This window comes from Paenibacillus sp. FSL K6-2393 (assembly GCF_038002545.1).
GTDB lineage: Bacteria > Bacillota > Bacilli > Paenibacillales > Paenibacillaceae > Paenibacillus.
In genome coordinates this window covers 696,424-722,070 of the sequence record NZ_JBBOCU010000001.1, presented here as the reverse complement: position 1 = coordinate 722,070, position 25,647 = coordinate 696,424, and the positions used below count along the sequence as shown (strand labels likewise).

General features: G+C 44.2%; 22 protein-coding genes. All 22 read right to left on the bottom strand.

Features of this window, described 5'->3' with window-relative positions:
- Position 1 precedes the first annotated feature (1 nt).
- Positions 2 to 1,123 carry a hypothetical protein gene (locus MHI14_RS03055; protein WP_341129873.1) on the bottom strand — a complete coding sequence of 374 codons (1,122 nt, stop codon included), beginning with the start codon at positions 1,121 to 1,123 and terminating at the stop codon, positions 2 to 4.
- Between the two features lie 157 nt (positions 1,124 to 1,280).
- A complete protein-coding gene (locus tag MHI14_RS03050) occupies positions 1,281 to 1,622 on the bottom strand; it encodes a flagellar protein FliT (protein WP_341129872.1) in 342 nt (113 codons plus the stop codon).
- Positions 1,615 to 2,025 carry a flagellar export chaperone FliS gene (gene fliS / locus MHI14_RS03045; RefSeq protein ID WP_074096610.1) on the bottom strand — a complete coding sequence of 137 codons (411 nt, stop codon included), beginning with the start codon at positions 2,023 to 2,025 and terminating at the stop codon, positions 1,615 to 1,617. The genes MHI14_RS03050 and fliS overlap by 8 nt, the downstream gene beginning before the upstream one ends.
- A 17-nt stretch (positions 2,026 to 2,042) precedes the next feature.
- Complete coding sequence (fliD, locus tag MHI14_RS03040; RefSeq protein WP_341129871.1) at positions 2,043 to 3,962, bottom strand: flagellar filament capping protein FliD; 1,920 nt, start codon at positions 3,960 to 3,962, stop codon at positions 2,043 to 2,045.
- 17 nt (positions 3,963 to 3,979) lie between these two features.
- Positions 3,980 to 4,279 carry a flagellar protein FlaG gene (locus tag MHI14_RS03035; protein ID WP_370739105.1) on the bottom strand — a complete coding sequence of 100 codons (300 nt, stop codon included), beginning with the start codon at positions 4,277 to 4,279 and terminating at the stop codon, positions 3,980 to 3,982.
- A gap of 222 nt (positions 4,280 to 4,501) precedes the next feature.
- The gene (locus tag MHI14_RS03030; protein ID WP_341129870.1) at positions 4,502 to 6,226 is read right to left on the bottom strand and encodes a flagellin N-terminal helical domain-containing protein; all 1,725 of its coding nucleotides are present in this window, start codon (positions 6,224 to 6,226) and stop codon (positions 4,502 to 4,504) included.
- Positions 6,227 to 6,371: 145 nt separating this feature from the next.
- Positions 6,372 to 6,617 carry a carbon storage regulator CsrA gene (gene csrA, locus MHI14_RS03025; protein ID WP_074096614.1) on the bottom strand — a complete coding sequence of 82 codons (246 nt, stop codon included), beginning with the start codon at positions 6,615 to 6,617 and terminating at the stop codon, positions 6,372 to 6,374.
- A gap of 1 nt (position 6,618) precedes the next feature.
- Complete coding sequence (gene fliW / locus MHI14_RS03020; RefSeq protein ID WP_341129869.1) at positions 6,619 to 7,047, bottom strand: flagellar assembly protein FliW; 429 nt, start codon at positions 7,045 to 7,047, stop codon at positions 6,619 to 6,621.
- Positions 7,048 to 7,150: 103 nt separating this feature from the next.
- The gene (locus MHI14_RS03015) at positions 7,151 to 7,720 is read right to left on the bottom strand and encodes a DUF6470 family protein (protein ID WP_341129868.1); all 570 of its coding nucleotides are present in this window, start codon (positions 7,718 to 7,720) and stop codon (positions 7,151 to 7,153) included.
- Positions 7,721 to 7,738: 18 nt separating this feature from the next.
- Complete coding sequence (flgL, locus tag MHI14_RS03010) at positions 7,739 to 8,659, bottom strand: flagellar hook-associated protein FlgL (protein ID WP_341129867.1); 921 nt, start codon at positions 8,657 to 8,659, stop codon at positions 7,739 to 7,741.
- 24 nt (positions 8,660 to 8,683) lie between these two features.
- Entirely contained in the window at positions 8,684 to 10,222 is a 1,539-nt protein-coding gene (flgK, locus tag MHI14_RS03005) for a flagellar hook-associated protein FlgK (protein ID WP_341129866.1), read from the bottom strand.
- A 19-nt stretch (positions 10,223 to 10,241) separates the two neighbouring features.
- On the bottom strand, positions 10,242 to 10,745 hold the full coding sequence (locus MHI14_RS03000) for a flagellar protein FlgN (RefSeq protein WP_341129865.1): 504 nt from the start codon (positions 10,743 to 10,745) through the stop codon (positions 10,242 to 10,244).
- 11 nt (positions 10,746 to 10,756) lie between these two features.
- Positions 10,757 to 11,041, bottom strand: a complete 285-nt coding sequence (flgM, locus tag MHI14_RS02995; RefSeq protein WP_047840678.1) for a flagellar biosynthesis anti-sigma factor FlgM — start codon at positions 11,039 to 11,041, stop codon at positions 10,757 to 10,759.
- 173 nt (positions 11,042 to 11,214) lie between these two features.
- Positions 11,215 to 11,622 carry a TIGR03826 family flagellar region protein gene (locus MHI14_RS02990; protein ID WP_341129864.1) on the bottom strand — a complete coding sequence of 136 codons (408 nt, stop codon included), beginning with the start codon at positions 11,620 to 11,622 and terminating at the stop codon, positions 11,215 to 11,217.
- A 149-nt stretch (positions 11,623 to 11,771) separates the two neighbouring features.
- On the bottom strand, positions 11,772 to 17,315 hold the full coding sequence (locus MHI14_RS02985; protein ID WP_341129863.1) for a fibronectin type III domain-containing protein: 5,544 nt from the start codon (positions 17,313 to 17,315) through the stop codon (positions 11,772 to 11,774).
- Between the two features lie 249 nt (positions 17,316 to 17,564).
- Positions 17,565 to 18,473 carry a ComF family protein gene (locus MHI14_RS02980; RefSeq protein WP_341129862.1) on the bottom strand — a complete coding sequence of 303 codons (909 nt, stop codon included), beginning with the start codon at positions 18,471 to 18,473 and terminating at the stop codon, positions 17,565 to 17,567.
- Between the two features lie 56 nt (positions 18,474 to 18,529).
- Complete coding sequence (locus MHI14_RS02975; protein ID WP_445670323.1) at positions 18,530 to 20,419, bottom strand: helicase-related protein; 1,890 nt, start codon at positions 20,417 to 20,419, stop codon at positions 18,530 to 18,532.
- 311 nt (positions 20,420 to 20,730) lie between these two features.
- Positions 20,731 to 20,913 (bottom strand): aspartyl-phosphate phosphatase Spo0E family protein, encoded by a 183-nt coding sequence (locus MHI14_RS02970; protein ID WP_100528416.1) that lies wholly within the window; start codon positions 20,911 to 20,913, stop codon positions 20,731 to 20,733.
- 281 nt (positions 20,914 to 21,194) lie between these two features.
- On the bottom strand, positions 21,195 to 22,589 hold the full coding sequence (locus MHI14_RS02965; RefSeq protein WP_341129860.1) for a helix-turn-helix domain-containing protein: 1,395 nt from the start codon (positions 22,587 to 22,589) through the stop codon (positions 21,195 to 21,197).
- A 399-nt stretch (positions 22,590 to 22,988) separates the two neighbouring features.
- Positions 22,989 to 23,366, bottom strand: coding sequence for a hypothetical protein (locus tag MHI14_RS02960; RefSeq protein ID WP_036612497.1), 378 nt, complete (start codon positions 23,364 to 23,366; stop codon positions 22,989 to 22,991).
- A 357-nt stretch (positions 23,367 to 23,723) separates the two neighbouring features.
- Entirely contained in the window at positions 23,724 to 24,446 is a 723-nt protein-coding gene (locus MHI14_RS02955; protein WP_026081439.1) for a response regulator transcription factor, read from the bottom strand.
- A gap of 7 nt (positions 24,447 to 24,453) precedes the next feature.
- Positions 24,454 to 25,614 (bottom strand): sensor histidine kinase, encoded by a 1,161-nt coding sequence (locus MHI14_RS02950; RefSeq protein WP_074092506.1) that lies wholly within the window; start codon positions 25,612 to 25,614, stop codon positions 24,454 to 24,456.
- Positions 25,615 to 25,647 lie beyond the last annotated feature (33 nt).

Below are 25,647 nucleotides of genomic sequence, written 5' to 3'. Positions count from 1 at the left end.
ATTATTTATAATACACTACAGAGGGGAATGACTCTATCCCCTTGGCATACCAATAGTTCAAGCTACTCGCGAAATCAATAACCTTTTTCTTATCCAAGTCATAAACCAAGAGGTCGGGATCACCAAGCATATCAATTTCATCAAGTCTGCGAGGTGTTGTTCTGCCTTGAACATCTTCAAATGTACTCCAGCTGGAAGTAGGTACCCCAGAAACGAAATTAGAACGGAATGAGGTAAATAATGTTCCTTTATCTAGAGTTATGAAAACAGCATTATCAGACTGCGCATATTGAGATGTATACTTAAGCGGAATGGTGACACTTTTAATCCGTACATCATCAATATCATGATTTATGGACGAATGCGCTCCACCGCTTGTAAAGGTATATTCCCTTGCCCATGTGAGATGAGCATTGATATTACTCACAGCCGAGGTATTCCCAATCTTTTCTCCATTTACAGTAATATCACCATTAGGATACTCCATCACTGCCGAGATTAGGTTTTCAGAGTACGAAATAAGCTTCGCCGTATTGGCAGGATTACTCGGATCAGGAACCACAGAAGGATTCGCCATATTGGCATGGATGCTGTACGAGTCCCCTACACTGCCTGTAGACGTAACTCGGAGGCCCCAGTCACCTGCAGCTAAATCCGTTGCAAATTTGATCTCGCCTGCCTTGCCCCAAAATGGTGTTGGAGTTGCAGTTCCCGTATTCCAATCAATTGAATACAAATCAACTCTGTAATTAGCATTAGCAGATCTTAACTGTGTCAGGATTGTGCGATCAGTTGGCACACTAAAAAACCAAAAATCTGCTGGGTCAGCTGCAGTCAAACTGTCACTAAAACTTATTCGATCGCCCGTCACGTTAAAATTGGACAGAATAGAAATCTCAGGACGATCAACCTCAATCTTTTTACCTCTAGCAAACCCCTTAGTTGAAAAACTTCCTTCAGGAAGTTCTAGCTTGGAGACATTGTTAGGCAGTTCAAACTGGACAGGCTTCGGACTCCCATCATTGGTTTCAGCAGATTCTGCCCATGCTGTTCCACTCCATGATCCGCTTATTAATGTGAAACCTAGTAAACATTTAGAAACTACTAATAATACTTTTTTCATAGTAATTCTCCTTTTATGTATTTTCATAACAATTATATATTCGACAAAATCAGATACATTCCCTTCTTTTTATTACAAATAAAAACAAATAAAATAAAACCTGTATGCATTGACCGACTAATTAAGTCAAGCAATGCATACAGGTTTAGTAAAATAATCATTTCTTTTTGTCCATCAAAAAACTATCTGGCGTATAACCTGACTCATAAGCATTTCGCTGTGTTTTGGCTTGTCCTCGTTTATGCAACCAGTCCTGAGCTTCTAATCGCAGAACATTCATACGTGCTACAATTTCGTTATCGTTGCCCAAGAGCTGTTCGATCTCTATCCTCTCAGTCACACTTGCGGGCTGAAGAGAAAACTGCTCCACAAGTCCATTAATAATCACTTGGCGCTCTTCAACAAAAGCTTCGAGTTGCTCATACTCAGCTTCATATAACACGTCCATGATATTACTTGTCAGCTGCTGTAACTGAGTCAGATATGACGATTTATCCATGAGCACTTTCAGTAGTGACAGGTGGCGCTTCCTGACCTGCAGCAATCTTAGAAGCTTGTAGCCACGTTTCACGAAGATCCGTTAAATATCCTACTGCTTCTTCAGCTTTAGTCACATCTTTGCGAATGTTTGCCTCCACTAGAAGATAATTGGTGTATTCATATAATGAATGCAGACTCTTGGAAATATCATAAGAACGGTCCAAGGTGCTCATCAATTCACTAATGATGGTCTGAGCTTTCCCCAAATTCAGACTTGTCTTCTCATTATCCTTCTGGGTCAACCCATCAATAGCTGTCTTAACAAAACGAATTGCTCCATCATACAACATAATGACCAATTGCGCCGGATTTGAAGTCTGAACTGAGGATTGACGGTATTTATCATAAGGAGATGTAATCAAAAGTCTCACCCTTTATATTAAGATTGTCCTAAACTGGAAAAGAGGCTGGACGACTGTGTTTGCATCTTGTTCATTGCCGCTTCCATCGCAGCAAATTGTTTGTAGTATCTGTCTTCTGTTCGTTGTAAGTTGGTTTGCATCATAAGAATTCTGCTATTGTAGTCTTTCATTTTGCGTCCCATGATGTTCTCATCACGGAATGCGCTGGTTAAATCTGTTGTATATCTGTTCGTACCGGCGCGTTGGTAGACTTTCTCAATTGCGTTAGATACCTTGTCTGCCAATTGGTTGAACAAGCCCTCTTTAGGAGCGTTTGCTGGTCCCTGAAATAGATCCAGCGCGAGCTGTGGATTATCACTAATCATACCTTTAAGTTTTGTCTCATTCGCTATGACCAACTTACCATTCTCCGCATAGTTGCCAGTTGTAATCCCAAGAGCACTTAAAGGACCGAGTTTATCTGTAATCACTTGACGCATTTCAGACAATACTGATTTGATAATATCATCATTTTTCAGCAAGCCACTTTTGGCTTTTTCAGTCCATGTATTGATCTCTGTTTCTTTCAATTCTTTCTTCTGCTCATCTGTCAACGGTTTAAAGTCACGATATTTCGTCTCATCAACTTTTGAATTCAGAGCCTTGATCAGACTGTTGTAGTCTTCAATAAAGCTTTTAATAGACTCCAGTGCTTTATCAGGATCACTTTGGTTCTTAATGATGGTTGGATTATCCACCCCATCTGCTCCTTTGGTAACACTTTGAAGAGTCAACTGAAATCCATTAAGAGTAAACGTATTGCTTTTGATATTATCCAGGTCTTTACCATTAACATTTACCTTCGCATCCTGACCAGCAGTTTCCTCAAGAGTATCGATACCACCAGTATAAGATTTTGTTCCCTTGAACAAACTCATAAACTCATAGGATCCGCCACTCATCTTCAGCTCTTTGCCAGATTGAGCAGTAATAGTCAATTTCCCGTCCTCGAATTCCGCTTCTGCATCTACACCAGCATTGGTGATTTTACTAACCACATCGGAAATCTTATCGGTTTCATTAAAATTAAGCGTTTTTCCATTAAGGACAAAACTGTACGTTTTGGCAGGCGCCCCCGGCTCAGGATCTTTGCCACCATTCAGCTTGTAGAGTTCCGCAAGAGTACTATCGTTCGTAACCCCTCCGCCTAGATCATTCGTTTCAATCACCGTTTTGGGAGAGAACAGGGCAAGTAAGGAGTTTCGTTTAATCGTCTTCGTAGGATCAGTAGGGCTAGGGGAGTCAGTAGGAATTTCAATTTTAACGTCGCTGCCCTCTCCACCTGTTTTAGATGCAATGGATAACTTACCTGTGATTTCATCATAACTTGCGATTGCATTCGCTTGAGCGTTAGAGTTAATGGTCGAAACCAACGTAGAGATCGACGTCATCCCATTAAATAGAGATTTCCCATCTTTATCGGTGAAGCTTACCCCATTAATTTTGATATCAAAACCTTTTTGAAGGTATTCGGCCGTTTCTGCTGAACTCATCTTGGACAAATCTACGCCTTCCAGAGCAGCCAACGATGTAGAACTACTTACCCCTTGGCCCAGACTTGGTGTCGATTTCGTTGCACTTTTAGCAAGCTGAGTGACACTGACCTTCATTTCAACACCATTCGCTGTTGCAGTAGCTGTTGCTTTAACTGCATCGGTGTTTCCTGTGACTGTTGCTTTGTTGGCGTTCAATGCCGTGGAATTACCATATTTCGTAATTAACTTATTCGTTCTAAAATCATACAATTTGCTGCTTAATTCACGGTAGCTTTCCCGTTGCCATTGCAGAAGTTGCTTTTCCTGATTGAGTTTATCTAAAGGCACACGCTTCGTCGCCATCATACTCTTAACCATACTTTCAATATCCATACCGGAAAATCCATTAATACGTGTAACCATTTCTCCACCTCCGAATTCTATATTTTTTCATCAATTAAGATGCCGGCAATTTCCATCATCTTAGCAACTAAATCCAACGTTTTTTCTGGTGGAATCTCACGGAGCAATTCCCCTGTTTCTTTATTTAACACTTTGACCATAATATCATGTGTCTTCTCATGAATACTGATATCTAGTGTTGTTTCCGGACCTTGCAAGGCTTTCACCGCTCTATCAATGTTACGGATCAGCAGTTCTTCCCCTACAGATAAGTGCACACCCTGTCTTTCTTTAGCATAAGCTTCCTTCGCTGTCCTGATGTTTGCTGTGTCGGTTATTGCTTGAGAAGCGTCAACTGGGTGCTGCACCTCAGTCGCAGGTTTTGTTACAGATGAGGCAGCAGATAAGGAAAATTGAATATTCACCCTTGAATGACCTCCAACCTTTTCGCATTTATAATATATATCGGCGTATATACTCCCGAGCTTTAGGGAATATGTTAAATCCAACAAAAAAACCTTGGATCAGAGATCCAAGGTTTAATGTAGAGCCTGTTAAAATTAACGAAGCAATTGCAGAACGCCTTGCGGCTGTTGGTTTGCTTGTGCCAACATTGCTTGAGCTGCTTGAGCCAAGATGTTGTTTTTCGTTTGTTGCATCATTTCTTTCGCCATATCAACGTCACGGATACGGGATTCAGCAGCTGTCAGGTTCTCAGAAGCTGTTCCCAAGTTGTTGATTGTGTGCTCCAAACGGTTTTGTGTAGCACCCAGTTTAGAACGTTCGCTGGATACAGAAGCAGTAGCTTTATCGAGAACTGCGATTGCTGCAGCTGCGCCTTCTTTAGTGGAGATGTTCAAAGCCGCTTCGCCTTTAACATCGTTTGTTCCATCCGTTACAGTGTTATCTTTAGTAAATCCAGCATCGCCAGCTTTACCAGTAATTCCAAGAGCGTTCGAACGCATGTCATTGATAGACAAGCTCATGGATTGACCAGTGTTAGCACCGATTTGGAAAGAAGTTTCGAAGGATTTTTGAATGCCACCGTCTTTGATCTCGATGTCGTTACCGTCTAATCCACCTTTAGTAGCAGTAATTGAAAGAACTCCTGCAGCTGCAGTGAACTTCACACCCTCAATTTTACTTCCAACAGTATCAGCAATAGCCTTGGCAATTGCGTCATCTTTGTTACCTGCTGTTGCTGCGAGAGCAGTGTCAATAGCTACACCAATACCTTTACCTTTGTAAGCTCCTTCACTTGCGTTGTAGAATTCAATTTGCTGATCTCCAACAGTGAAGCCTTTACCAACCATAGCTTTAAGAGCTGCATCATCAGTACCAGCAGCAAAGGTAATATCCTTAGCAGCAGCCACTGAAGCTGTTGTTGTTCCAGCATTAGCAGCTACACCAGTTGCTGTTAAACCACCTGGAGTTGCTGCACCAATGTTACCTGCTGCACCTTCAAAAGTACCACCTTTTTTAGCTGTAATTATTACATCTGCACCTGTTCCAGTTACCTCATATTGACCTTTTAAAGTCTCATTCTGTTCAATCATTTTAGTCAATGCATCACGAATTGCAGCACCACTCTTACCTGCTGCAGCAGCATTGTCAGGAACAGTCGCAGAAATATTAACAGAAGCACTAGCTCCCGTTACGTCTGACAACTCAAAATCCGCTTTAGAAGCATCATTTGCAGCAAAGTTTACAGTAAGATCAACACCATTTAAATCAAATGCTAGACTGTTACCAGCTGCTACAGCAGATGTTACCACAACTGTTTGTGTAGCTTCAGTTGTAGTACGCGCTGTTCCACCAGTAAGTTTGCCGTCTGCAATAACTGCAGTCTTATCCAAGTTTGCTTTTCCGTCACCTTGAAGCAACTTTTGAGTGTTGAACTCAGTTGTGTTACCGATACGGTTGATTTCTGAAGTCAAAGCGTTCATTTCATCTTGCAGCGCTTGACGGTCAGAATCTGTGTTCGTTCCGTTAGCGGATTGGTTAGCAATCTCGCGTTGACGTTGCAGGATGGAGTGAGTTTCGTTCAAAGCACCCTCAGCTGTTTGGATCAAAGAGATACCATCTTGAGCATTACGGGAAGCTTGGTCCAAACCGCGGATTTGACCGCGCATTTTTTCGGAAATTGCCAAACCAGCAGCATCGTCACCAGCACGGTTGATACGAAGACCGGAAGACAATTTTTCGATGTTTTTATTAGTGTTACCTGTGTTGATGGACAATTGGCGGTGAGTGTTCAACGCCGGTACGTTATGGTTGATAATCATTAGAGTGTTTCCTCCCTGAAGATAAATTAGTTCCACATCCATGTGGTAAACGCCGCGACATTAAGGTCGGCCGCCCTGCCGAAGCAGCGTCTAAATTATATATCGACGGAAGGTGAGCAACTGTTTATAGCAAATTGGAATATTTTTAATCTTTTTTATTTTCTGTTTTTCTTAAACGTTCCATAAACGCTTCAATATTGGCTGCGAGAGGTGTAGCAGACTCCCGATTCGCTTCCTGAATGGATGCGTAGATCTCCTGCCGAAAGATATCAATATGCTTAGGAGCAGAAATACCGATTCGTACGGTATCCCCTTCTACAGCAAGCACAGTAACTTCAATATGATCTTGAATCACAATGGATTCGCCTTTTTTACGAGATAATACCAGCATATCAGACTCCACCCTTCACTGAATTTGCTTTGTCTTCAGCCCAGATGAGATGGCGTGTCTCATAGCTGGATTGATGGAGTACCACTTGTTTCCCCAAACGTTGCTCTGGATTAAGTACAACGGGAGCCAGTAAGTTCATCGTAGATTTATTTATGTCAGTATGAATAGTTACCAAAGAGAAAACGGATACCTGCTCTTCAATCCTTAACTCTTCCTTATCCACCTCACCCAATTCAAAACTGTAATCAGGCACAAACATAAATGGACTAACCAACAAAAACGATAAGCCAGGTTCTTTTACTGATTGTAAATAACTGAATGGTGTATCTTCCCATGGAATTAATGCGTACTCCGTCTCTTCTTCAAATCCGGGTAACCCTTTGGGAAATTGATATATATCTTCCTCATTGACCTCTAATTCTCCCCACATGCTTGTCTGAATAAGAATAACAAACGCCTCCTTGGCGAAGATTTTATACAAAAAGAGCCATAGATGGCTGCATACGAGACCGTCTATAGCTCTACATTATAACTTACAATCCCACATCTATGGCAGGTGGAGTATATTGAACTGACGCATACTGTTTCACATAAATATCGAGTTTCCCCCGTTGATATGCTATCTCGGGTTTGTTAACAATAACGTTCATTTCAGAAACGGCAGGTTGAAAGTTAATGTCCGGCGGTCTTGTATCAACACGAATATCTACATTATCGTACGAAGCTGGGGTTCTTGTCTCAGGGAAAGGTTTGGTCTGCCAATTAAATCCGACAATATTGGCAATGGTATTACCTGACTTATGAATAGCCGCCAGTTGGTTGCCCTGTTGAACCCGTTCAGCCATATTTTCAAGAAAACTCTGCTGAATCCCTGAGTATATCCTTTTGTTCATATCAAACATATTACCACCATTATAGGCTGCAAAAGCATCTCTCTGATCTACATTCAATTGGATCGGATGACTCTCTACCGTTAATTTGGCGGGTCTAGTGTTTAATTGAACTTCGGCCTTGGGCTGACGAATGGAAAAACTACCCGGATCAGCATCCATACTCAGTAACGATGGTGTTGTTTGAATCTGAACGACGGGAAGAGTCTTCAACAGTTATCTCCCTCCTTTTTATCTAAGGAAATCCACCAAAGATGGAGAGATTATTTTGGCTCCTGCAGACAAGGAAGCATTATAGATGTTTTCCTGTATTTTAGATTTCATTGCCAGTTCAGCATAGTCTGCATCCTCTACTTTGGCTTGCAGATCTGTCAGATTGATATTAAGGTCGTCGAGACGCCCCATCATGAGATCAACACGGTTGGTTTTGGCACCGATTTCGGAACGAATAGCTAGCATTTTATTCATACGAGTATCTATGTTATCCAGTTGCTTGGATAACTCCTCCGAATCCCCTTCTGTTAGAGCTTTCATAATGTTGTTAACCGTTACGAATAGATTATCCTCTTCCGTTCCAGTACCAAATACCTCATTGCCATTCACATTGATGGGTAACTGTACACTCTCACCAACAATAAAATTAATTTTCCCATTGTCCGTTATAATAGAAGCAGCATTCGATGTATCGAATGAGCCATCTGGATTAGTAGGAAATGTATATGGCTGAATATCATAGGTTTCACCGTTGAAGATATACTTGCCGTTCAGTTTACTATTAGATACATCAATTAGTTGTTCATTCAACTGTTTTACTTCCTCGTTAATGCTGTCTAGTGCAGATTGAGGATTAGTGCCTGTCGATCCCTGAACAACCAGTTCACGTAGGCGTTGAACAACGTTCCCAGCTTGATTCATAACGGTATCATTGAATTCCAACCAAGAAATAGCACTGTCTACGTTTTTCTGATACTGCTCATTGGAGGATAGCTCTGCACGATAACGAAGGGAGTACGTTATTCCTACCGGATCATCTGAAGGTTTGTTAATCTTCCGACCTGTAGCTAATTGGGTCTGGGTGTTATTCATCTGTTGTGCGTTCCGGTTCAGGTTCAAGAGTAGCTGTGAACTGAGCATATTATTTGTTATTCTCATGGTCTGTTATGTCACTCCCTTCTATTATCTGCCTACTGTCCCAGTAGAGTTAATTAATTTATCAAGTAATTCATCATAAGTGGTCATAAATCGAGCAGATGCGTTATACGCATGCTGAAACTTAATCATATTGGACATCTCTTCATCCAAAGATACCCCACTCACCGATTGGCGACGTGTCTCCACTTGCTCCACCAAAAATTCCGAGTTTGATGTCTGACGTGCGGCTTCCTGAGATTGCACCCCTAGCTGTCCAACAATGGCACTAAACTGTGCGCCAATAGCTGCATTACGCATGCCGTCGGCAGACTTCATTGGTGTATCTTTCAGATTGGCGAGCAAGATGGCAAGAGTATTATTACCTTTGATTACGGTCTCTGTGCCGGACTCATCTGTAGTACGCAAAGAAGTAGCAATTTTATTCGGATCAGCTAAAATTTCTGCATTTAATGAGATATTACCAGCTGTAATGGATGTCCCACCACCCGCTGCTGTGAAGAAAGGTAGACCTGGGGTGGTTGTACCATCCATCGTATACCCCAACTGATGCAGACCATTGAGTCCCTTTACGGTTACCTTCGTGTCTGTTGCTAGTGCTCCCCCTGCAAGTCCTAAAGCATTCGTTGCAGGGATAACCGATCCTGCTGGAAGTGTGATTTCAATATCACCATTCGCGAGTGTATTAGCCAGGTCATCCATTTGTTTCTTATAATCACTTACCAACGTGTCTCTCGACTTAATCATGCCATGAACTTCACCATTGGTGAGTGTACCAGCAGTATATGCATCATTCAGAAAAGCAGGATCTACCGCGACTTGTACTGCCCCGCCGGTAACGAGTGCCTGTCCATTCATCTGGATAGCATATCCTTGCGGGGAATCAGTTACGGTAACATTCATGATTTTGGACAGCTTGTCCGTCATTAAATCCCTTTGGTCACGTAAATCGTTGGCATTGTCGCCAAGAGACTCAATTTTCACGATGGCACTATTGAGGTTCGCAATGTTACCCAGGTAACCCTGGATCTCATTACTTTTCACAGCGATGTTACTGTCCAAATCCTGACTGAGCGCATCCAGTTGACGACTAATCTGATTCATTGCATCCGTAAGAGCGAGTGTGGTTTCCTTGACAATCCGGCGTGCTGTAACGTCCTCAGGGTTCTTACTCAGATCCGACCATGATTTGTAGAAGTTATCCATAACCGTCCGGAATCCGGTATCCGATGGCTCGTTCACAATAGCTTCAAGTTTCTCAAGTGTATCTCGTTGAATGGACCAACTCCCGAAGTTGGTATTTTCATTGCGATATTGGTCATCCAAGAATTTCTCGCGCACACGGGTAATGGAGTCGAACTCAACCCCTGTACCAAGCTGTCCCGGTGTTGTGCTATGCAGAAATGCAAATGGCTCCATTGGAATGGATGCCTGCATGTTTACCTTTTGACGTGAATAGCCTTCCGTGTTGGCATTGGCTACGTTATGGCCTGTTGTGCTAAGAGCTGTCGTCTGTGTGAACAAACTGCGTTTAGCCGTTTCGATTGAATGAAATGTAGATGTCACCTGGTTTCCCCCTAATTAATCAGGCACGCGTGTCAAACAGACCGATTCGCCCTGGATTGCCGTTCTTATCAGCAGGATGCTGATATGTGGCATCCTGTTCTGGCCGAGAAGCAAAGATGTCCATTGAAAGATCAATAAACATCAACGATTGCTCGATCAGCTTTTGATTCAGTTGATTGATTTCCTTTAACTCCTGCAGTGTTCCCGCCAGCTTCTTCTGGACTTCAAGCAATCGCTGTTTGTCAGCCGGATCAAAAATCAGCTTCGAGATCTCCGTAATGTTCAGGTTCAGCATGGACTTGATGCCTCGCTCCTGAAGCAATTCGTAAACTGCGCTCTGCCGTTCAATCTCCAATGGCTCCTGTTGTTTCATGAAACGGGATTCTTTGTTCAGAACAGCAATGAGTTCATCCACATCGTTTTTGACAATGACCTGTCTCTTGACCTCACTGAGTGCCAGCATATCGCGGTGACTTTGTTCCATTTGCTGCAAAACTGCAATTAATCTGTCCAGTGCTGCCATTACGTGATCACCTATTCCTTATCAAAAGACTTAAAATACGGTAGCAATTTGTCAGCAAGCTTGCTGCTGTCTACCTGATACGTTCCCGAACTGACCTGTTCTTTCAGTTCCTGTATCCGCTGTATGCGTCCTGCATCCTGTGTACGACTTTGTTCCTCAAGCATCTTCATCGCCTCCGGAGAAATAGATACCTCGTCCTTACGGCGGCTCTTCTTGGCATCAGCTTGCTGATTGGATTCAACGTTCCTTTGATATGAATTGATGGCGCCAATTCTACTCGGTTCATTGATTTTCATATGAACTACACTTCCTTCCACGTTAGAATTTTACATTGATATACGTTTTTCTTACTTTATCTTTATGTTATCGAAATGATTAGGATAATAAAAAAAACCGATAATCTTTAATAAGTTTATCGGTACGTTTCAAAACATTTGTTATAGCAAGATCTGTATTTAAGACCTCGTTCCTATGAATCGCGTAGTTTGTCGACAGCATTGTAGGTTCGTCCGCCTACATTGTTGTTATCCTTCTGACCTACTTCACGAGCTGCACTAGCCAAGTCTTTCGTCAAACGATTACGACAAGAGTCACACATATGACCTTCACGAATCAATGTTCCGCATACTTCACAAGGATACATCATATTCGGGGCATTTTCGATGGAAATCCGTCCCTCACGGATAAACTTGGTAATAGTTTTGATCGAAACTTCTGTTGCATCAGATAGTTCCTGTATATTGGTGCCTTTATTTTCGCGCAAATAATCTACACAGATCTGATATTCCTGTTCCATTTCCTTAATACAATTCGAGCATACATCTCGAAAATTCAACGCATATAATTTACCACAGCGAGGACAATTACCTAGATTCATCGCTAAAACGCCCCTCTCAAACTTCCATTTCCGAATAGATAATAACTATACATTACCTTATTTTCTCTGATGAAGCCATAGTCTATTTGCAAAAGAAAAGAGGGAAACAGGATGCATATATACGCAACCCTGCTCCCCCTTCTACATCTCTAATTCAAAGTTCTAATACTTAGTACAGAAGACCATACACTTGTGTTTTGATCGTTGAATGCCCGAATACGATATTTATGCAAACTGGACGGTAACAGGTCAGAATGAATAAATGTTGTTTCACTGACAGTCGCCACAATTTGCCCATCTGCTTCAATTTCGTAAGACGAAGCACCCACAGCCGCGTCCCATGTCAGAATAACGTTTGTTCTGTCCGAAGTTCCCTTCAGCACAGGTGTAGTTAATTGAGTCATTCCCGTTATGATCTCACTCCAAGCTCCTGCACCAGAAGCATTTTTAGCACGAATCCGGAAAGTATGCTCCGTGTTTGGTGTAAGTCCACTCTTCGTATAAGCAACTCCACTCACGGCAACCACCGTACCATCAATCTCCAGATCATACCCGGTAGCTCCGGTAACAGCACCCCATCTCAGCGAGATAGCCGCTGTTGTTGCTGAGTTAATACTCAAACCTGAGACACTGGCAGGTAACGTAGTTTGGGACAATATTGATGTCCATGCACTCACATTAGTGTCGGTCAGGGCACGAATACGATATTTATGAATCGTTCCACCAAGTACTCCATTATGGACATACGAGAGATCACTCACCGTAGCAACTACTATGCCATCAGCCTCAATCTCATATTTTGTTGCACCAGCAACTTCATTCCATGTCAGCGTAACTGAAGTTTCTTCAGGTACAGCTTTCAGCGTTGTTGGTACATTTAATTGGGTCGAGGCAGTTACGATCTCACTCCAGCTACCGACGCCAGCAGCATTCTTCGCACGAATGCGGAAGGTATGATCTGTATTGGCCAGAAGTGCTGTTTTGGTATAAGCCAGAGCCGTTACAGCAACTATTTTACCATCGATCTCAAGATCGTATCCTGTTGCTCCCGTAACCGCATTCCACTTCATAGCAATGGCTACTGTTGTTGCAGAATTCATACTCAATCCGGTCACACTGCCTGGTATAGTGCTTTGAGTCAAGACCGTGGACCAAGCGCTGCTGTTCTTATCCGTTAATGCACGCACACGATAGGTGTGCGATGTTCCTGTAAGCAAATTACTATGAACATATGCGGGATCGGTTACTGTAGAAACAATTGCTCCATCTGCCTCAATCTCATATTTGGTTGCATCTTTGATATCAAGCCAATTCAAAGTAATAGCTGTTTCCTCTGATGTTGCTTTCAGAGCAGGTGTGTTTAACTGGGTTGTAACATCTGTTACATCTCCCCAAGCCCCAGCTCCAGCAGTATTCTTGGAACGAATACGGAATGTATGATCCGTATTGGCGATAAGCCCCGTTTTGGTGTAAACCACTCCACTAATAGGTACCACCGTGCCATCAATTTCAAGGTCATATCCTGTCGCTCCTGAGACTGCGTTCCACTTCAGAGCAACAGCTGTGTTCGTTACGCTTGTTACCGTTAGCCCGGTCACGGAACCAGGCAACGTATTTTGTGTCAAGACCGCAGTCCAAGCTCCAACATTGGTTTCGGTCAGAGCGCGTACGCGGTATTTATGTGCTGTTCCAGCTATAAGATTATTGTGAGTATAAGTGGGCTCCTTAACAGTACCCACTAAGACTCCATCCGCTTCAATCTCATACTTGGTTGCATCTTTAACTTCAGGCCATGTCAATGTGACCGCTTGTTCCTCAGAAGAAGCCTTCAGCACAGGTGTGTTCAGTAAAGTTGTGCCATCTACGATCTCACTCCACATACCTGCACCTGCTGTATTTTTAGAACGAATACGGAACGTGTGATCCGTATTTGTCACAAGCCCACTCTTTGTATAAGCTACTCCCGTTACTGGTACAACTGTACCATCGATCTCAAGATCATATCCTGTTGCTCCCGTTACTGCCGTCCATTTTAAGGCAATGGCTACATTGGAAACAGAGCTAATACTTAAACCAGTAACCGAAGCAGGTATCGTATTTTGCGTCAGCACTGCAGTCCAGGCACCTGTATTAGAGTCCGTCAGTGCACGTACACGATATTTATGCGCCGTTCCTGGAAGCAAACTAGTGTGCACATATTTCGGTTCGCTAATTGTACCAGTAACGACTCCATCTGCTTCAATCTCATACTTGGTTGCATCTGCTACATCTGCCCATGTCAATGTAATCGCAGTCTCTTCCGAGGAAGCTTTTAGAACAGGGGTATTTAATAACGTTGTACCACTTACCTCATCACTCCATGCTCCGGTCCCTGCCGCATTTTTGGAGCGAACGCGGAACGTATGATCCGTATTAGCCGCAAGTCCGGTCTTGTTGTAGGTTAATCCAGTAGCAGCTACTACCGTGCCATCAATTTCAAGCTCATAACCTGTTGCTCCAGTTACAGCATTCCATTTCAAAGCCATTGTTGTGTTCGTTACAGAGGTAATGCCCAATCCAGTAACTGAACCTGGTAGTGTATTTTGATTTAAGACAGCAGTCCAAGCCCCGTTGTTTGTATCTGTCAGTGCTCGTACACGATACTTATGCGCTGTTCCTGGCTGAAGACTTGAATGCACATATTTCGGCTCATTAACTGTTGCCACAATTGAGCCATCTGCTTCAATCTCATACTTGATCGCATCTGATACATCTGCCCATGTCAATGTAATCGCAGTCTCTTCCGAGGAAGCTTTTAAAACAGGGGTATTCAACAATGTCGTACCATCAATGAGATCACTCCATGCTCCGGCACCTGCCGTATTTTTGGAGCGCACGCGGAACGTATGATTCGTATTGGCTGCAAGACCTGTCTTGTTGTATGTTAATCCACTTACAGCTACTACCGTGCCATCAATCTCCAAGTCGTAACCGGTTGCTCCGGTTACAGCATTCCACTTAAGCGCGATAGCGACATTGGTTGCAGAGGTTACACTCAACCCTGTGACTGAACCCGGTAAAGTATTCTGAGTGAGAAGTGCAGTCCAAGGGCTAACGTTCATCTCCGTCAGGGCTCTTACACGATACTTATGCGTTGTTCCTGGAGTCAAACTTGCGTGCGTATATACTGGTGTCGTAACCGTAGCTACAACAATACCATCTGCCTCCACTTCATATTTGGTTGCATCAGTAACATCTGCCCAAGTTACTGTAATTGCATCTTCTTGGGAAGATGCTTTCAGAACAGGCGTATTGAGTTGAGTCGTGCCACTTACCACGTCACTCCACACACCCACACCTGCCGTATTTTTGGAACGGATACGGAACGTATGGTCCGTATTAGCTGCAAGTCCACTCTTCGTATATGTTAAACCAGTAACTGGAACTACCACTCCATCAATCTCCAAGTCATATCCAGAGCTACCGGTCACTGCACTCCATTTCAAGGAAATTGCAGCATTCGTTGTGGATGCTATATTGAGACCTGATACTATTGCAGGCAATGTACTCTGTGTCAGGACAGCTGTCCAAGCACTTGTGTTATTGTCAGTAGCTACACGAACACGATATTTATGAGAAGTACCTGGTAATATATTTTCGTGTGTGTAGTTTGATTCACTTACATTCGCAACAATTACACCATCTGCTTCAACTTCATATGCAGTAGCATCTGGTATGGATGTCCACGTCAATGTGATTGCTGTTTCCTCAGAGGATGCCTTCAATACAGGCAAATCAAATTGCGTACGACCTGTTACTATTTCGCTCCAGGCTCCTGCACCTGCAACGTTCTTCGAACGAATACGGAAAGTGTGCTCCGTGTTTCCAGCGAGTCCACTCTTCGTATAACTTGTAGCTGTCAAAGAAATCGGGGTGCCGTCAATTTCCAGATCGTAGCCTGTAGCGCCGGTAACCGCATTCCATTTTACCGTAATGGCTGCATTGGTGACTACACTCACATTCAACCCACTGACAGAGCCGGGCAAGGTATTTTGCGTCACTACTGCTGTCCAAGCACTCGTATTCGTCTCATTGATTGCCCGCACACGATATTTATGCGCTGTGCCTGGTGTCAGATTGGTGTGGTTAAAGATTGGATCTTCTAAACCTGAAGAAACAACTCCATCTGCTTCAATTTCATACGAAGACGCACCTTCAATTGGAGCCCACACAAGCACAACTTCCTCCGCCGTGGCATTAGACTGAACTACAGGTGTGCTCAATTGAGTGGTGCCCATTACTGGATCACTCCAACTTCCTACCCCACCTGAATTTTTGGATCTGATTCTGAAGGTATATTCTGTATTGGCTGCTAGTCCAGTCTTGTTGTATGTTGTTCCTGTTACCGCAACAACCGCCCCATTGATCTCCAGATCATATCCAGTGGCTCCCTTAACAGCAGTCCAAGATAACGACAATTTATTCAATGTAGCATCTGCGATTTTCAAACCATCTGCACGGTTAGGTACTGTCAATTGACTTAGTGGTTTACTCCATGAACTCTCATTGTCAGTTGAGAAAGCTTTCAGCACATAGGTATGTGTTGAATTGGCCTCCAAATCGTCATGCTCATATGAGTTCACATTGCCCAATTCAATAGGTTCTCCTCCGTCAATTCGCAATTGATATCGATCTGCAAATTCAACGGATTTCCAATTCAATGTATTCTTTCCCTCTTCGCCTTTTACGGTTAAGATCGGTTTTTCAAGTAAAGTTCTCAGAGAGAATGGATCACTCCACTCACCTATACCTCTTTGATTACTACCACGTACTCTGTAAGTATAGTTTGTATTATTTCTATAAGGACTACTTGTATAGTTCAGACCATAAAATGGACCTTTAGTTACACCATTTTCTTCAATCTCATACTGAACTGCTTGTTGTGCAGCTGACCAATTAAGGTTGATCGTCGCATCATTCGCAGTGGCTACCAGGCCAGTTGGAATAGCAGGAACCGTCGTAATTGGCTCCTTTGTTCCCGACTCCTTAACAAAGCTGAATGATTCTGCCTTGCGTGTGTAATATGGATTAAGGTTGGATACAAAATCTACCACAGCACCTGTATCCGCACTAATCACCAAACTAAGTTGAGAGGCTTCATAACTTTGTACATATCTGGGTGTTTCCATCCCAAATTCATCGACTCTGGAAATGTCCCAAACACCTACATTCATACCTGATTGTCTATATTCCATGGTACTGTAATATTCCCAAACCTCGGAAAAGTCAACGATAAATGCATTAGTCACTTGCCCAGTATAGGTAGAAGTATACTTACCAAAGGTGACATTCGTCATATCTTCAACAGTTCCTCTAATAGACTGACTTCTTGAGAAGGAATATCCTGTTGCTGAAAAGCTGTATGATCTTACCCAACCCAAATCAACCGGTTTCTGATTCACCATCAGATTTCCATTCTGTTCTGATAATACAAAACGATAATCATTACTGGATGCGATAATTCTATTACTCGTTGCAGCATCTGCACGGTTCCCCCCGTACACGCCAAACTGTCCGAATACCAGCATGAATACTAGTAGACGGACAGTCCATAAGTAAAATCCATTTTTTCTTTTTCCTGCGACCACTTTTGTTCTCCCCTTCAACCGATATGTTGTGCCACTCCCTATGCTGTCACCTGTGGTGAACGACAAAACTATCTATTCTGCGCGAGAAAACCAATTCCTCTTTTTTACATGTAAAAAATTTCTTATTGCGCTTTCATTTATAATTTCATCAAACAACTACATTCCATATGGTATAAATACGAAAACAGGAATTCGCAAATGTGAAATCATTAATACAGGAACACATTTTCCTATCTACTTGAAGGTAAAGCGTAGGTTGTGTATGCAGGGAGACTTGAGGAATATTAAACATAGCTCAATATACTGATTTGCCGATTAGGATCTTGCCAGTGTCAGGGTGTAAATCTCGACCGGACTCTCCATGGAGAAACCAGCATTTAGGATAACTCGCCCACAAGCGTCCAAGGTGCTACCTGTTGTGTATATATCATCGATTAGCAGTAACTGTATGGGTTTGGCATGCGACATGCTCATCTGTGTTGGCAGATAAAATTTCCTGTATAGCTCTTCTTCTATTAAATGCATGCCATCCGGGTTGATGGAAAAAGCGTTCTTCATCGTTTCAATACGCTCACCGCGTGATTTGAAGCTTTGTTTGGTGGTGTTGATCTGGCGCTGCAACAGATCCACGATGGGTAGGCGGCAAGCGGCGGCGAGCCCAGCAGCCAGCCGCTCCGCCTGATTGAAGCCGCGCTCGGCCAACCGCTCGCTGCTCACCGGGATATAGGTGACCGCGTCAGGCCGCCATTGCGGCTTCGTTTGTTGAGCAAGTGTGGCGAGATGAGCCACGGGGGCTGGGGGTTCTTTTGCCAAAGCAGAATTCTGCTCCTCTCTCATCGCTTGAAAGGCTTGAATCATCAGCGCGGTTAAGAGCGGCGCGTATCTTTCATGGCCTCGAAATTTGTACATTCCAATCCATTCTCTCATAAGAGTGTTGTATTGTACGGCGCTGCGGTTGGCGATAAAAGAACGGTTTTGCATATGTGGACGAGCACAGTCCGGGCATCCGACACCCCGACCACAACGCAGGCAACGGATGGAACGGATCCATGGAATCTGCTTCACACAACGTGGGCATATGCCTGGATAGGTAGAAGACAGCATCGCTCGAGTGCCACATGTCAGACAAGTCGCTCCCGGCGGGGCGAGCAGGTGATGAAGACGCTGGGTCAGGTGCTGTGCATGATCGGTTATGTTGCTGAGCCAGTTGAACATAGGGGGCATACCTCCAGTCTTGGGAGTATATTGTGAAATGTGGAACCGAACTTGGCAGATGACAATTATGTCTGGGATGGTGGATGCAGGTAGCCTTTGCGACGAGCGATGGTGTTCATTTTCCGAATCTGTGCAACGGCCTTCACCTGAGAACGTGTCCGACGAGACGATGCAAAAACCACTCTACCCGCCGGGTCATCCATGGAACGCCCTGCTCTGCCCGCCATCTGAACCAGTGAAGCTTCATCAAAGAGACCATTGTCTGCATCCAATATAAAAACATCGCTGCGCGGAATGGTCACGCCACGCTCTAAAATCGTTGTCGTTACGAGCAGACGAATGTCGCGATCACGAAAGGCTGTAACTTTGCTAGCGCGATCGGGGTCTTGAGATGAAGTTCCTTCAATATGGATTCCGGGAAAAGTACGACGCATCAGGTTAACAAACGTCTCAATCTGGGCAATGCGTGTCACAAACAAAAATACCTGGGCGTCACGCTCCAATGAAATTTGGATGTTAGTCTTCAAGGCAGAAGGAAGGGTTCGTTTCTTAATACATTCAGCAACGGTAACCATCTTGACCAAGCGCGGGACAGGCAAAGGATGACGGTGAAAACGTACCGGGACTTTGGCATGATTGAGTTTCCCCCGTGCTGCTTCCCTCTGAAGCCGAGCAGGCGGTGTGGCAGATAGATAGACAAAATTCCCGTCCGGTTTACAAGAGGATGCCGCCGCGTGAGCGAGCATGGGATCATTGTGATAAGGGAACGCATCCAGTTCGTCGATGATAACGAGATCAAATCCCTGATAAAAACGCATCAGTTGGTGTGTGGTCGCAAGCGTGAGCTGAGCGTCTTTCCAGCGTTCGTCACTGCCTCCGTAAAGGGTAGCGAGTGAGGTGCCCGGAAAAGCTTTGGCCAGACGCGGGGCTAGTTCCAGCACCACATCCCTGCGCGGCGTAGCGACCAGCGCTCGTCCGCCATGATCCAGTGTATGTTGGAGCAGTGGGAATATCATCTCGGTCTTGCCGGCCCCGGTCACGGCCCACAGCAAGAACCGCCCCGGCCCATCCCCTGCGGGTGGCCGGGCCAAAAACGCAAGCGCCGCGGCTGCTGCCGCGCTCTGCGCTGCGCTAAGCCCCCACCGGGCGAGCCCGCCGCCGGTGGGGGCCAAGGCCGTGCCACGCGATGCTTCGCCGCGTCGTGGCACGGCCCCGTGCGCTGCACTGCGTAGCAGCAGCGCACAAGCACGGCTGCGCCCCAGCGCGAGGCATGCCTCGCAGTAGGCGCACGCCGCCAGGCCGCAGGCAGCGCAGGGCACGCGCTGCCTGGCTTCGCTGCCACAACGGTGGCAGCGGGGCGCGCTCCGCGCGCGTCCAAGCCACGCGTGCCGACGGCGCGTGGCAGGCCCTTCGAGGGCGGCGGTGATACTCAGCCGCCCATGCAAGCGCGCGAGCTGCGCAGCCGCGCGCCACTCCCTTGGCGGCTGGGCGGTATCCGCCAGCAACGCCTCCGCCTCGGCCGCCAGTAATTGGCGGCCGCTGATCCGCTCAGCCAGCAGGGCCGCGTCCCGCTCCAGCTGAGCCCACTGCCCGGCGGGATACGACTCTGGCATCCCGCCTACCTGAATGCGAAGCGTAGCGACACTTCCCGCTTTGCCCGCTATGCCTTTTCTAGCCTCTGTTTCCCCCGAGGCCAATTCATACACATCCAGCTTCCGTGCAAGATAACTCTGCCATTCGCGCTGGCCCCACTGATCCATACCTCGCTCCATCTCAAAATGTTCAACCAACCAGGACGCCTGACTTAACGGTAACGCCTTGTCTAACAGCAACCAGCGCAGCACATGTCGCCCACTTCCTCCCTCTAGCCACCAAGCCACATCCACTCGAATATCGAGTGATAACACCATGCTCCACCCTTCCCCTACACGGCACACATATAAAGCAACTTTCATTTACTTTCCTCCCCCATCCTAATTTTCCTGAACGCAAAAAAAAGCACATGCCAACCCGGCTGTTCGCCGGAGCATGTGCTTCATGTCCATATTCCATCTTCTTATGATCAATCTACTTATCACTATACCAATTGAATCTCTACTCTACAAATTCAGCCATTCAAAAAGTTTATTTCCCAACTCGAATAAGAAGTTGCTGATCAAGTGCTGAACAACTTCTAACCAGACTATTATATATATCATTTAGATGAACCTTATTCTACGGTGTACGTTTACTTCAATCATATTGGTCTGAAATGTCCAGGAACCGGTTATGTATTACTTAGTTTGGAGATGCCTGAGAACATTCGATTATATCGATTAATCAACTCATCTAAAATCTCAGATTGCTTAATTACGATTGGATGTTGTAAACCATAAATTGCAACCAACGCGTGCAAACTTTCCCGTTCACGTTCCAAGTCACTTTCCTGATTGTTCACAACATATTTCATAGCATCCTCACCTCTATGAAATAGTGTAACCCCTTATGTAAAAACCAAGATTCATGTCAGATATACAAAAAAACCTATAAGAAAATGAAACGTGGCCATCCTCTCACAGGTAACTCTCTATAATCTATAAAATAAGATCTACCAACCACCTTGACCATGAGAATTAGTCGTCAAAATTTCTGGAACTTCAGGTGGTACATTCTCCGTAGCAGAAGACGTATTAAATGGTACCACCATTGTTGTGATGGTAATTATGGTAGCAATGATTATGAATTTTATCTTCATCTCTCTTTTCGAACCTCCTTCAGCAGTGTAGTGTACTTATGAAGCTCTTCGTTTGTTGCTAAATGCCGAATGGAATCAAATGTACAGAACCCTCTGACCATACAAGCATCATTATTAATTCTAGCTGAGATTGCCAAACTATCCAGTATAAATTGAATCCCAACCCGAATCCGGTCTGAGTTTAGATAATAATCCGCTACATCTGCCAAGAAATTCACGAACTGATCATCTATAATCTGATTGGTATAAGAACCCACCTTCTCATGTGTGATCATAAATGATGATATTGTGGTCTTAAAGCGCTCCAACACATGATCCATATTCATATTATAATTTAGTGCTGCCTTAATAAGCTTAAATAACCCACGTAGAATCTCATTTTCTTTTGTAGATAAATAATCCACATAATCATCTAAAATCTCAATTCTTCCTGCCATTATTTCAAAGAGGTACCTATTTGCTGTTGCCCACTCCCGAAACTGACTCTTTGTAAGCTCCGCCTCAAGATCATTCTCAATAATCCACTCGTGATTTTCATAGCATGAGACGTAGTATAACGCCTGCTGATATTCATTCTTTTCTCCATATATTGATGCTATGATCAAATCCGAGTATAAAATATAACCAAACAAAGGTTTGGAAGGCTCCTGATAACTCTTCCCCCTTTTAATCCGTTGATGTTTGATTTTGTACTGCACCCTCGCCAGTTTACCCATTCGTGTTGCCAGTTGTTCCGCTTTGTCCCAACGACGCAATGAGAGGTATAGATTCATCAGATCTTTCAGCGCATCCAGTTGATCCAACTCATTAAGGCGCACGACATACGGATCAAATTGCACAGCACATTCCAGATTATTCTGCTGATCATCATTAATCGAGAGCGTGAATATTCGATACTGACAGATCGCCAATCGTTCGGCATGCTGGTACCGTTCCCCTTCACACACTTTACGATATATAATTAGTGCAGCTTCCGCGCTACCTTCGGCGTTTAATGATTCGGCACAATCAAACAGTTGTTGGATATAAGCAGGATTCTCCATCATTAAATCTACAGTTCGTTCAATACAATCGTTTTTTCCAAGCTCTGCACAGCGCATGATAAACGGACGCAGTCGTCGCCAGTTCATTGTAGAATCATCAAACAACTCACTCACATACTGTTCATAAAAGTACCCATCTTCCAATCCCATGTATTCTGTCATAATATCCAGGATTTTTACCGATATAGGCTGTGAACCATTAATCACTCTACTTAGCGTTCCAGAATTAATGCCTGATTTCTCTGCAAAATGATAAAGAAGGATTTTGTTTTCCTCTATGTAATATAAAAATTCTGTTCGGATCGTCTTATCTATTATACTCAAGAAGATACCCCCTTCCAGAAACACGCTTTACCCACGCTCAACATCCATTTTAAGTAATTATATGGTTTAATATACCATAGGTCAATATATTGGAAGATTCTGCTTTCATTTTGTAAGCTGATCTATCCTCTCTATTACACTCACACCAATTCTTCTAATAACCAGAATCTTTCTTTAAAATTGCGAAACTTTTTCCAATCTGAATCGTCTATACTTTTAAATTAAGAGTTCTGACTTCGAAAATCTTATTTCTGTGATCAAGAACTCCTCATACCCAGCCAATAACCATAGATTGCATAAAAACCCATTTTTAATTTAAAAGCAGACTTGGCTACAATTACAAAAAAAGACTACAGCTTCTGCTGTAATCTTTTCACTGTAGATCTGCGAAATGCTAATCCCATTTCCCGTTCATATGATGATTTATTGCTCTGACTCACGCAAATCAATCAGGCGAAACGTGTGATCGGTCTGTGCTACCCGTTCAATATCAGCAGGGACAGCAGGCAGATAAGATGTCTCCATTCCTTGCCTTTGCATAAGCTTTTCAATAATCGTAATCGTTTCCGCTTCTGTACGATCAGCAACAACGGTTAATCTGAAGCTCTTACCACGGTATAATAATTCCCGGCAAAGTTCTCTTACAATGCCTTCGATCCGCCCTGCCTGATTGGAAGGGATGAGCAGGATCTGCTCGAATCCTTCAGATTCCGGACGGGAAAGATGGCGCTGGTGCATGGCATGAACGGCCATTGCCGCCAGGAAGTATATGAGCAGAATCATAGTCAGATGAGCAACCATGGCAACTGCACCTCCTCGGAAGGTCATGCTCACCCATGGCGAACATCCCTGTATACAACAAGTATATGCTGTACTTCCTGAAGGGTTACACTTGCATTTCCTATCACTCATATTCCACGCTGATCGACACCGGACGAAGAAAGACAGGCCAGGTCATTCATTCACGCCTAAGCTTGAACATATGTTCCGCACAACCTTACACTTTGCTCATTTGCAGTGATAAAGTCCATTAACCCGCAGACCAATCCAACATTCTGGAAAGGGCGCGAGTGAACACCAATCTATACTTCGTCTAGGTTGAATCAACCAATGGACTGACTTACCGTAAGAATACTGCTTTACGAAAAACATAAGGTATTAGAGCGTAACCCAACCATATTTGATCGAATTGATAACAGCTTGCGTACGGTCGTCCACTTCCATCTTCTGCAGAATACTGCTGACATGGTTTTTTACTGTTTTTTCACTGATGAACAGGAATTCACCAATCATTTTGTTGCTCTTACCTTCTGCCATCAAGCGAAGTACTTCAGCCTCACGACGTGTGAGCGGGTTATTGTCGCCAGCGACAAATTTAACACCTGCTTCCTTCGAAGCTCCTTCACTCATTGCCCCTGTTTCATTAAGATACGTCATACGACGCAGCTGCATGATCAGTTTGCCTGTTACTTTCGGATGAATGAACGCATGTCCTTCATGCACGGAACGAATCGCATTGATCAGAGACTCGGCCTCCATATCCTTCAGCAAGTATCCGTTAGCCCCTTTACGAAGCGTCTCAAATACATAACTTTCATCATCATGAATGGACAAGATAATTACTTTGACATCAGGGAACAGCTCACGCAATTTCTCCGTTGCTTCTACCCCATTTTCGATTGGCATGTTGATATCCATCAATACGATATCAGGTTTATCCTGATTGCAGAATTCGAGCACTTGAATACCATCGCCGCATTCGCCGATGACCTCAATGTCGTCCTCCATATTTAAAATGCGTTTCAGTCCCTCACGGAACAGCTGATGATCATCAGCCAAAAGAACTTTAATCGATGCTTTACCAGTATCACGGTTTTCCATCATCCTGCTACTCCTTTCCCTTATCCACGTTTGTCGGGATATGAATCACTATTTTGGTTCCTTGATTTTCTCCGGATTCAATCTCTATTCTTCCTTCTAACAGTTCAACCCGTTCTCTCATCCCAATCAGACCGAAGTGGGTATGATCCTTGCTTTTCTTCGCAAGAAGCTCCGGTTTGAACCCAAGCCCATTGTCCTGAACGACAATTTTGACGAGCTGAGCCTGGTATGTAATTTCCACTACAACATAAGTGGGATAAGCATGCTTTGCAGCATTCGACAGACCTTCCTGCACAAGGCGGTAGATCGCTGCCTCCATGGCGGAAGATAAACGGTGTTCCTTACCTCTTGTTTCAAAAAGCGACCGGATTTTCGTTTTTACCTCAAAATCCTGCACGTACTTCCGAAGCGTTGGAATCAGTCCCAGATCATCCAGTGCCATAGGACGCAGATTGAAAATAACTTTTCTCATTTCTTCAAGACTGGAACGAACCTGGCCTTTCAAATCTACTATTTCGGCCTGGACCATCTTAAAATCCTGCTTAATGAGCATTCTTTCTACAATTTCCGTCCTAAGCACTAGATTGGCGAGCATCTGCGCAGGCCCGTCATGAATCTCACGAGCAATACGTTTCCGCTCTTCTTCCTGGGCCAAAATTATTTTCAAACCAATCATTTGTCGATTTTTGGCAGATTCGATGATCCGGGTCACTTGACCCAGTTCACCTGACAGGTACTCGAGTACAACACCCATCTGCGAACCGATGGTCTCGGCACGCTCCACTGAAGCTTCCACATTTTTGGCACGCTTCTGCAGATCATCCCGACGAGCCTTCAGATACATTTCCTTCTCACGATAAATCATCAGATCCAGCTGCAGCTGTGTTGCTTTCTCATACGCCTGCTTGATATCATGCTCGGAATAACGGACAAAGTCGCGGCTAACCTCAGTCAGCCGGATCCGGGAACGACGGTAGTTCAGCTCCAATTGATCTACTTTCTCGATCGTTTCCGCCGTCTCCTTCAGTACCGACTTCAACTCCTCGTTGAGTGTTTTCAGCTCATCACGAGTTGCGTCCATAATTTCGAACATTTGATATTTGCTGTTTTCCATGACTTGTATGGCGTTTTTAATGACGCGGTCTATGGCATCGGCTTGTAAATCCACGTTTGTTCGACTCCATTTCTATCGTTTCCGGTA

Excerpts from the sequence above, each read along its gene's own strand:
- MHI14_RS03055 (WP_341129873.1), bottom strand. The coding sequence starts at position 1,123 with ATGAAAAAAGTATTATTAGTAGTTTCTAAATGTTTACTAGGTTTCACA.
- MHI14_RS03050 (WP_341129872.1), bottom strand. The coding sequence starts at position 1,622 with ATGGATAAATCGTCATATCTGACTCAGTTACAGCAGCTGACAAGTAAT.
- fliD (WP_341129871.1), bottom strand. The coding sequence starts at position 3,962 with ATGGTTACACGTATTAATGGATTTTCCGGTATGGATATTGAAAGTATG.
- MHI14_RS03030 (WP_341129870.1), bottom strand. The coding sequence starts at position 6,226 with ATGATTATCAACCATAACGTACCGGCGTTGAACACTCACCGCCAATTG.
- csrA (WP_074096614.1), bottom strand. The coding sequence starts at position 6,617 with ATGCTGGTATTATCTCGTAAAAAAGGCGAATCCATTGTGATTCAAGAT.
- fliW (WP_341129869.1), bottom strand. The coding sequence starts at position 7,047 with ATGTGGGGAGAATTAGAGGTCAATGAGGAAGATATATATCAATTTCCC.
- flgL (WP_341129867.1), bottom strand. The coding sequence starts at position 8,659 with ATGAGAATAACAAATAATATGCTCAGTTCACAGCTACTCTTGAACCTG.
- MHI14_RS03000 (WP_341129865.1), bottom strand. The coding sequence starts at position 10,745 with ATGGCAGCACTGGACAGATTAATTGCAGTTTTGCAGCAAATGGAACAA.
- flgM (WP_047840678.1), bottom strand. The coding sequence starts at position 11,041 with ATGAAAATCAATGAACCGAGTAGAATTGGCGCCATCAATTCATATCAA.
- MHI14_RS02990 (WP_341129864.1), bottom strand. The coding sequence starts at position 11,622 with ATGAATCTAGGTAATTGTCCTCGCTGTGGTAAATTATATGCGTTGAAT.
- MHI14_RS02980 (WP_341129862.1), bottom strand. The coding sequence starts at position 18,473 with ATGCCCCCTATGTTCAACTGGCTCAGCAACATAACCGATCATGCACAG.
- MHI14_RS02975 (WP_445670323.1), bottom strand. The coding sequence starts at position 20,419 with ATGAAAGTTGCTTTATATGTGTGCCGTGTAGGGGAAGGGTGGAGCATG.
- MHI14_RS02970 (WP_100528416.1), bottom strand. The coding sequence starts at position 20,913 with ATGAAATATGTTGTGAACAATCAGGAAAGTGACTTGGAACGTGAACGG.
- MHI14_RS02960 (WP_036612497.1), bottom strand. The coding sequence starts at position 23,366 with ATGGTTGCTCATCTGACTATGATTCTGCTCATATACTTCCTGGCGGCA.
- MHI14_RS02955 (WP_026081439.1), bottom strand. The coding sequence starts at position 24,446 with ATGGAAAACCGTGATACTGGTAAAGCATCGATTAAAGTTCTTTTGGCT.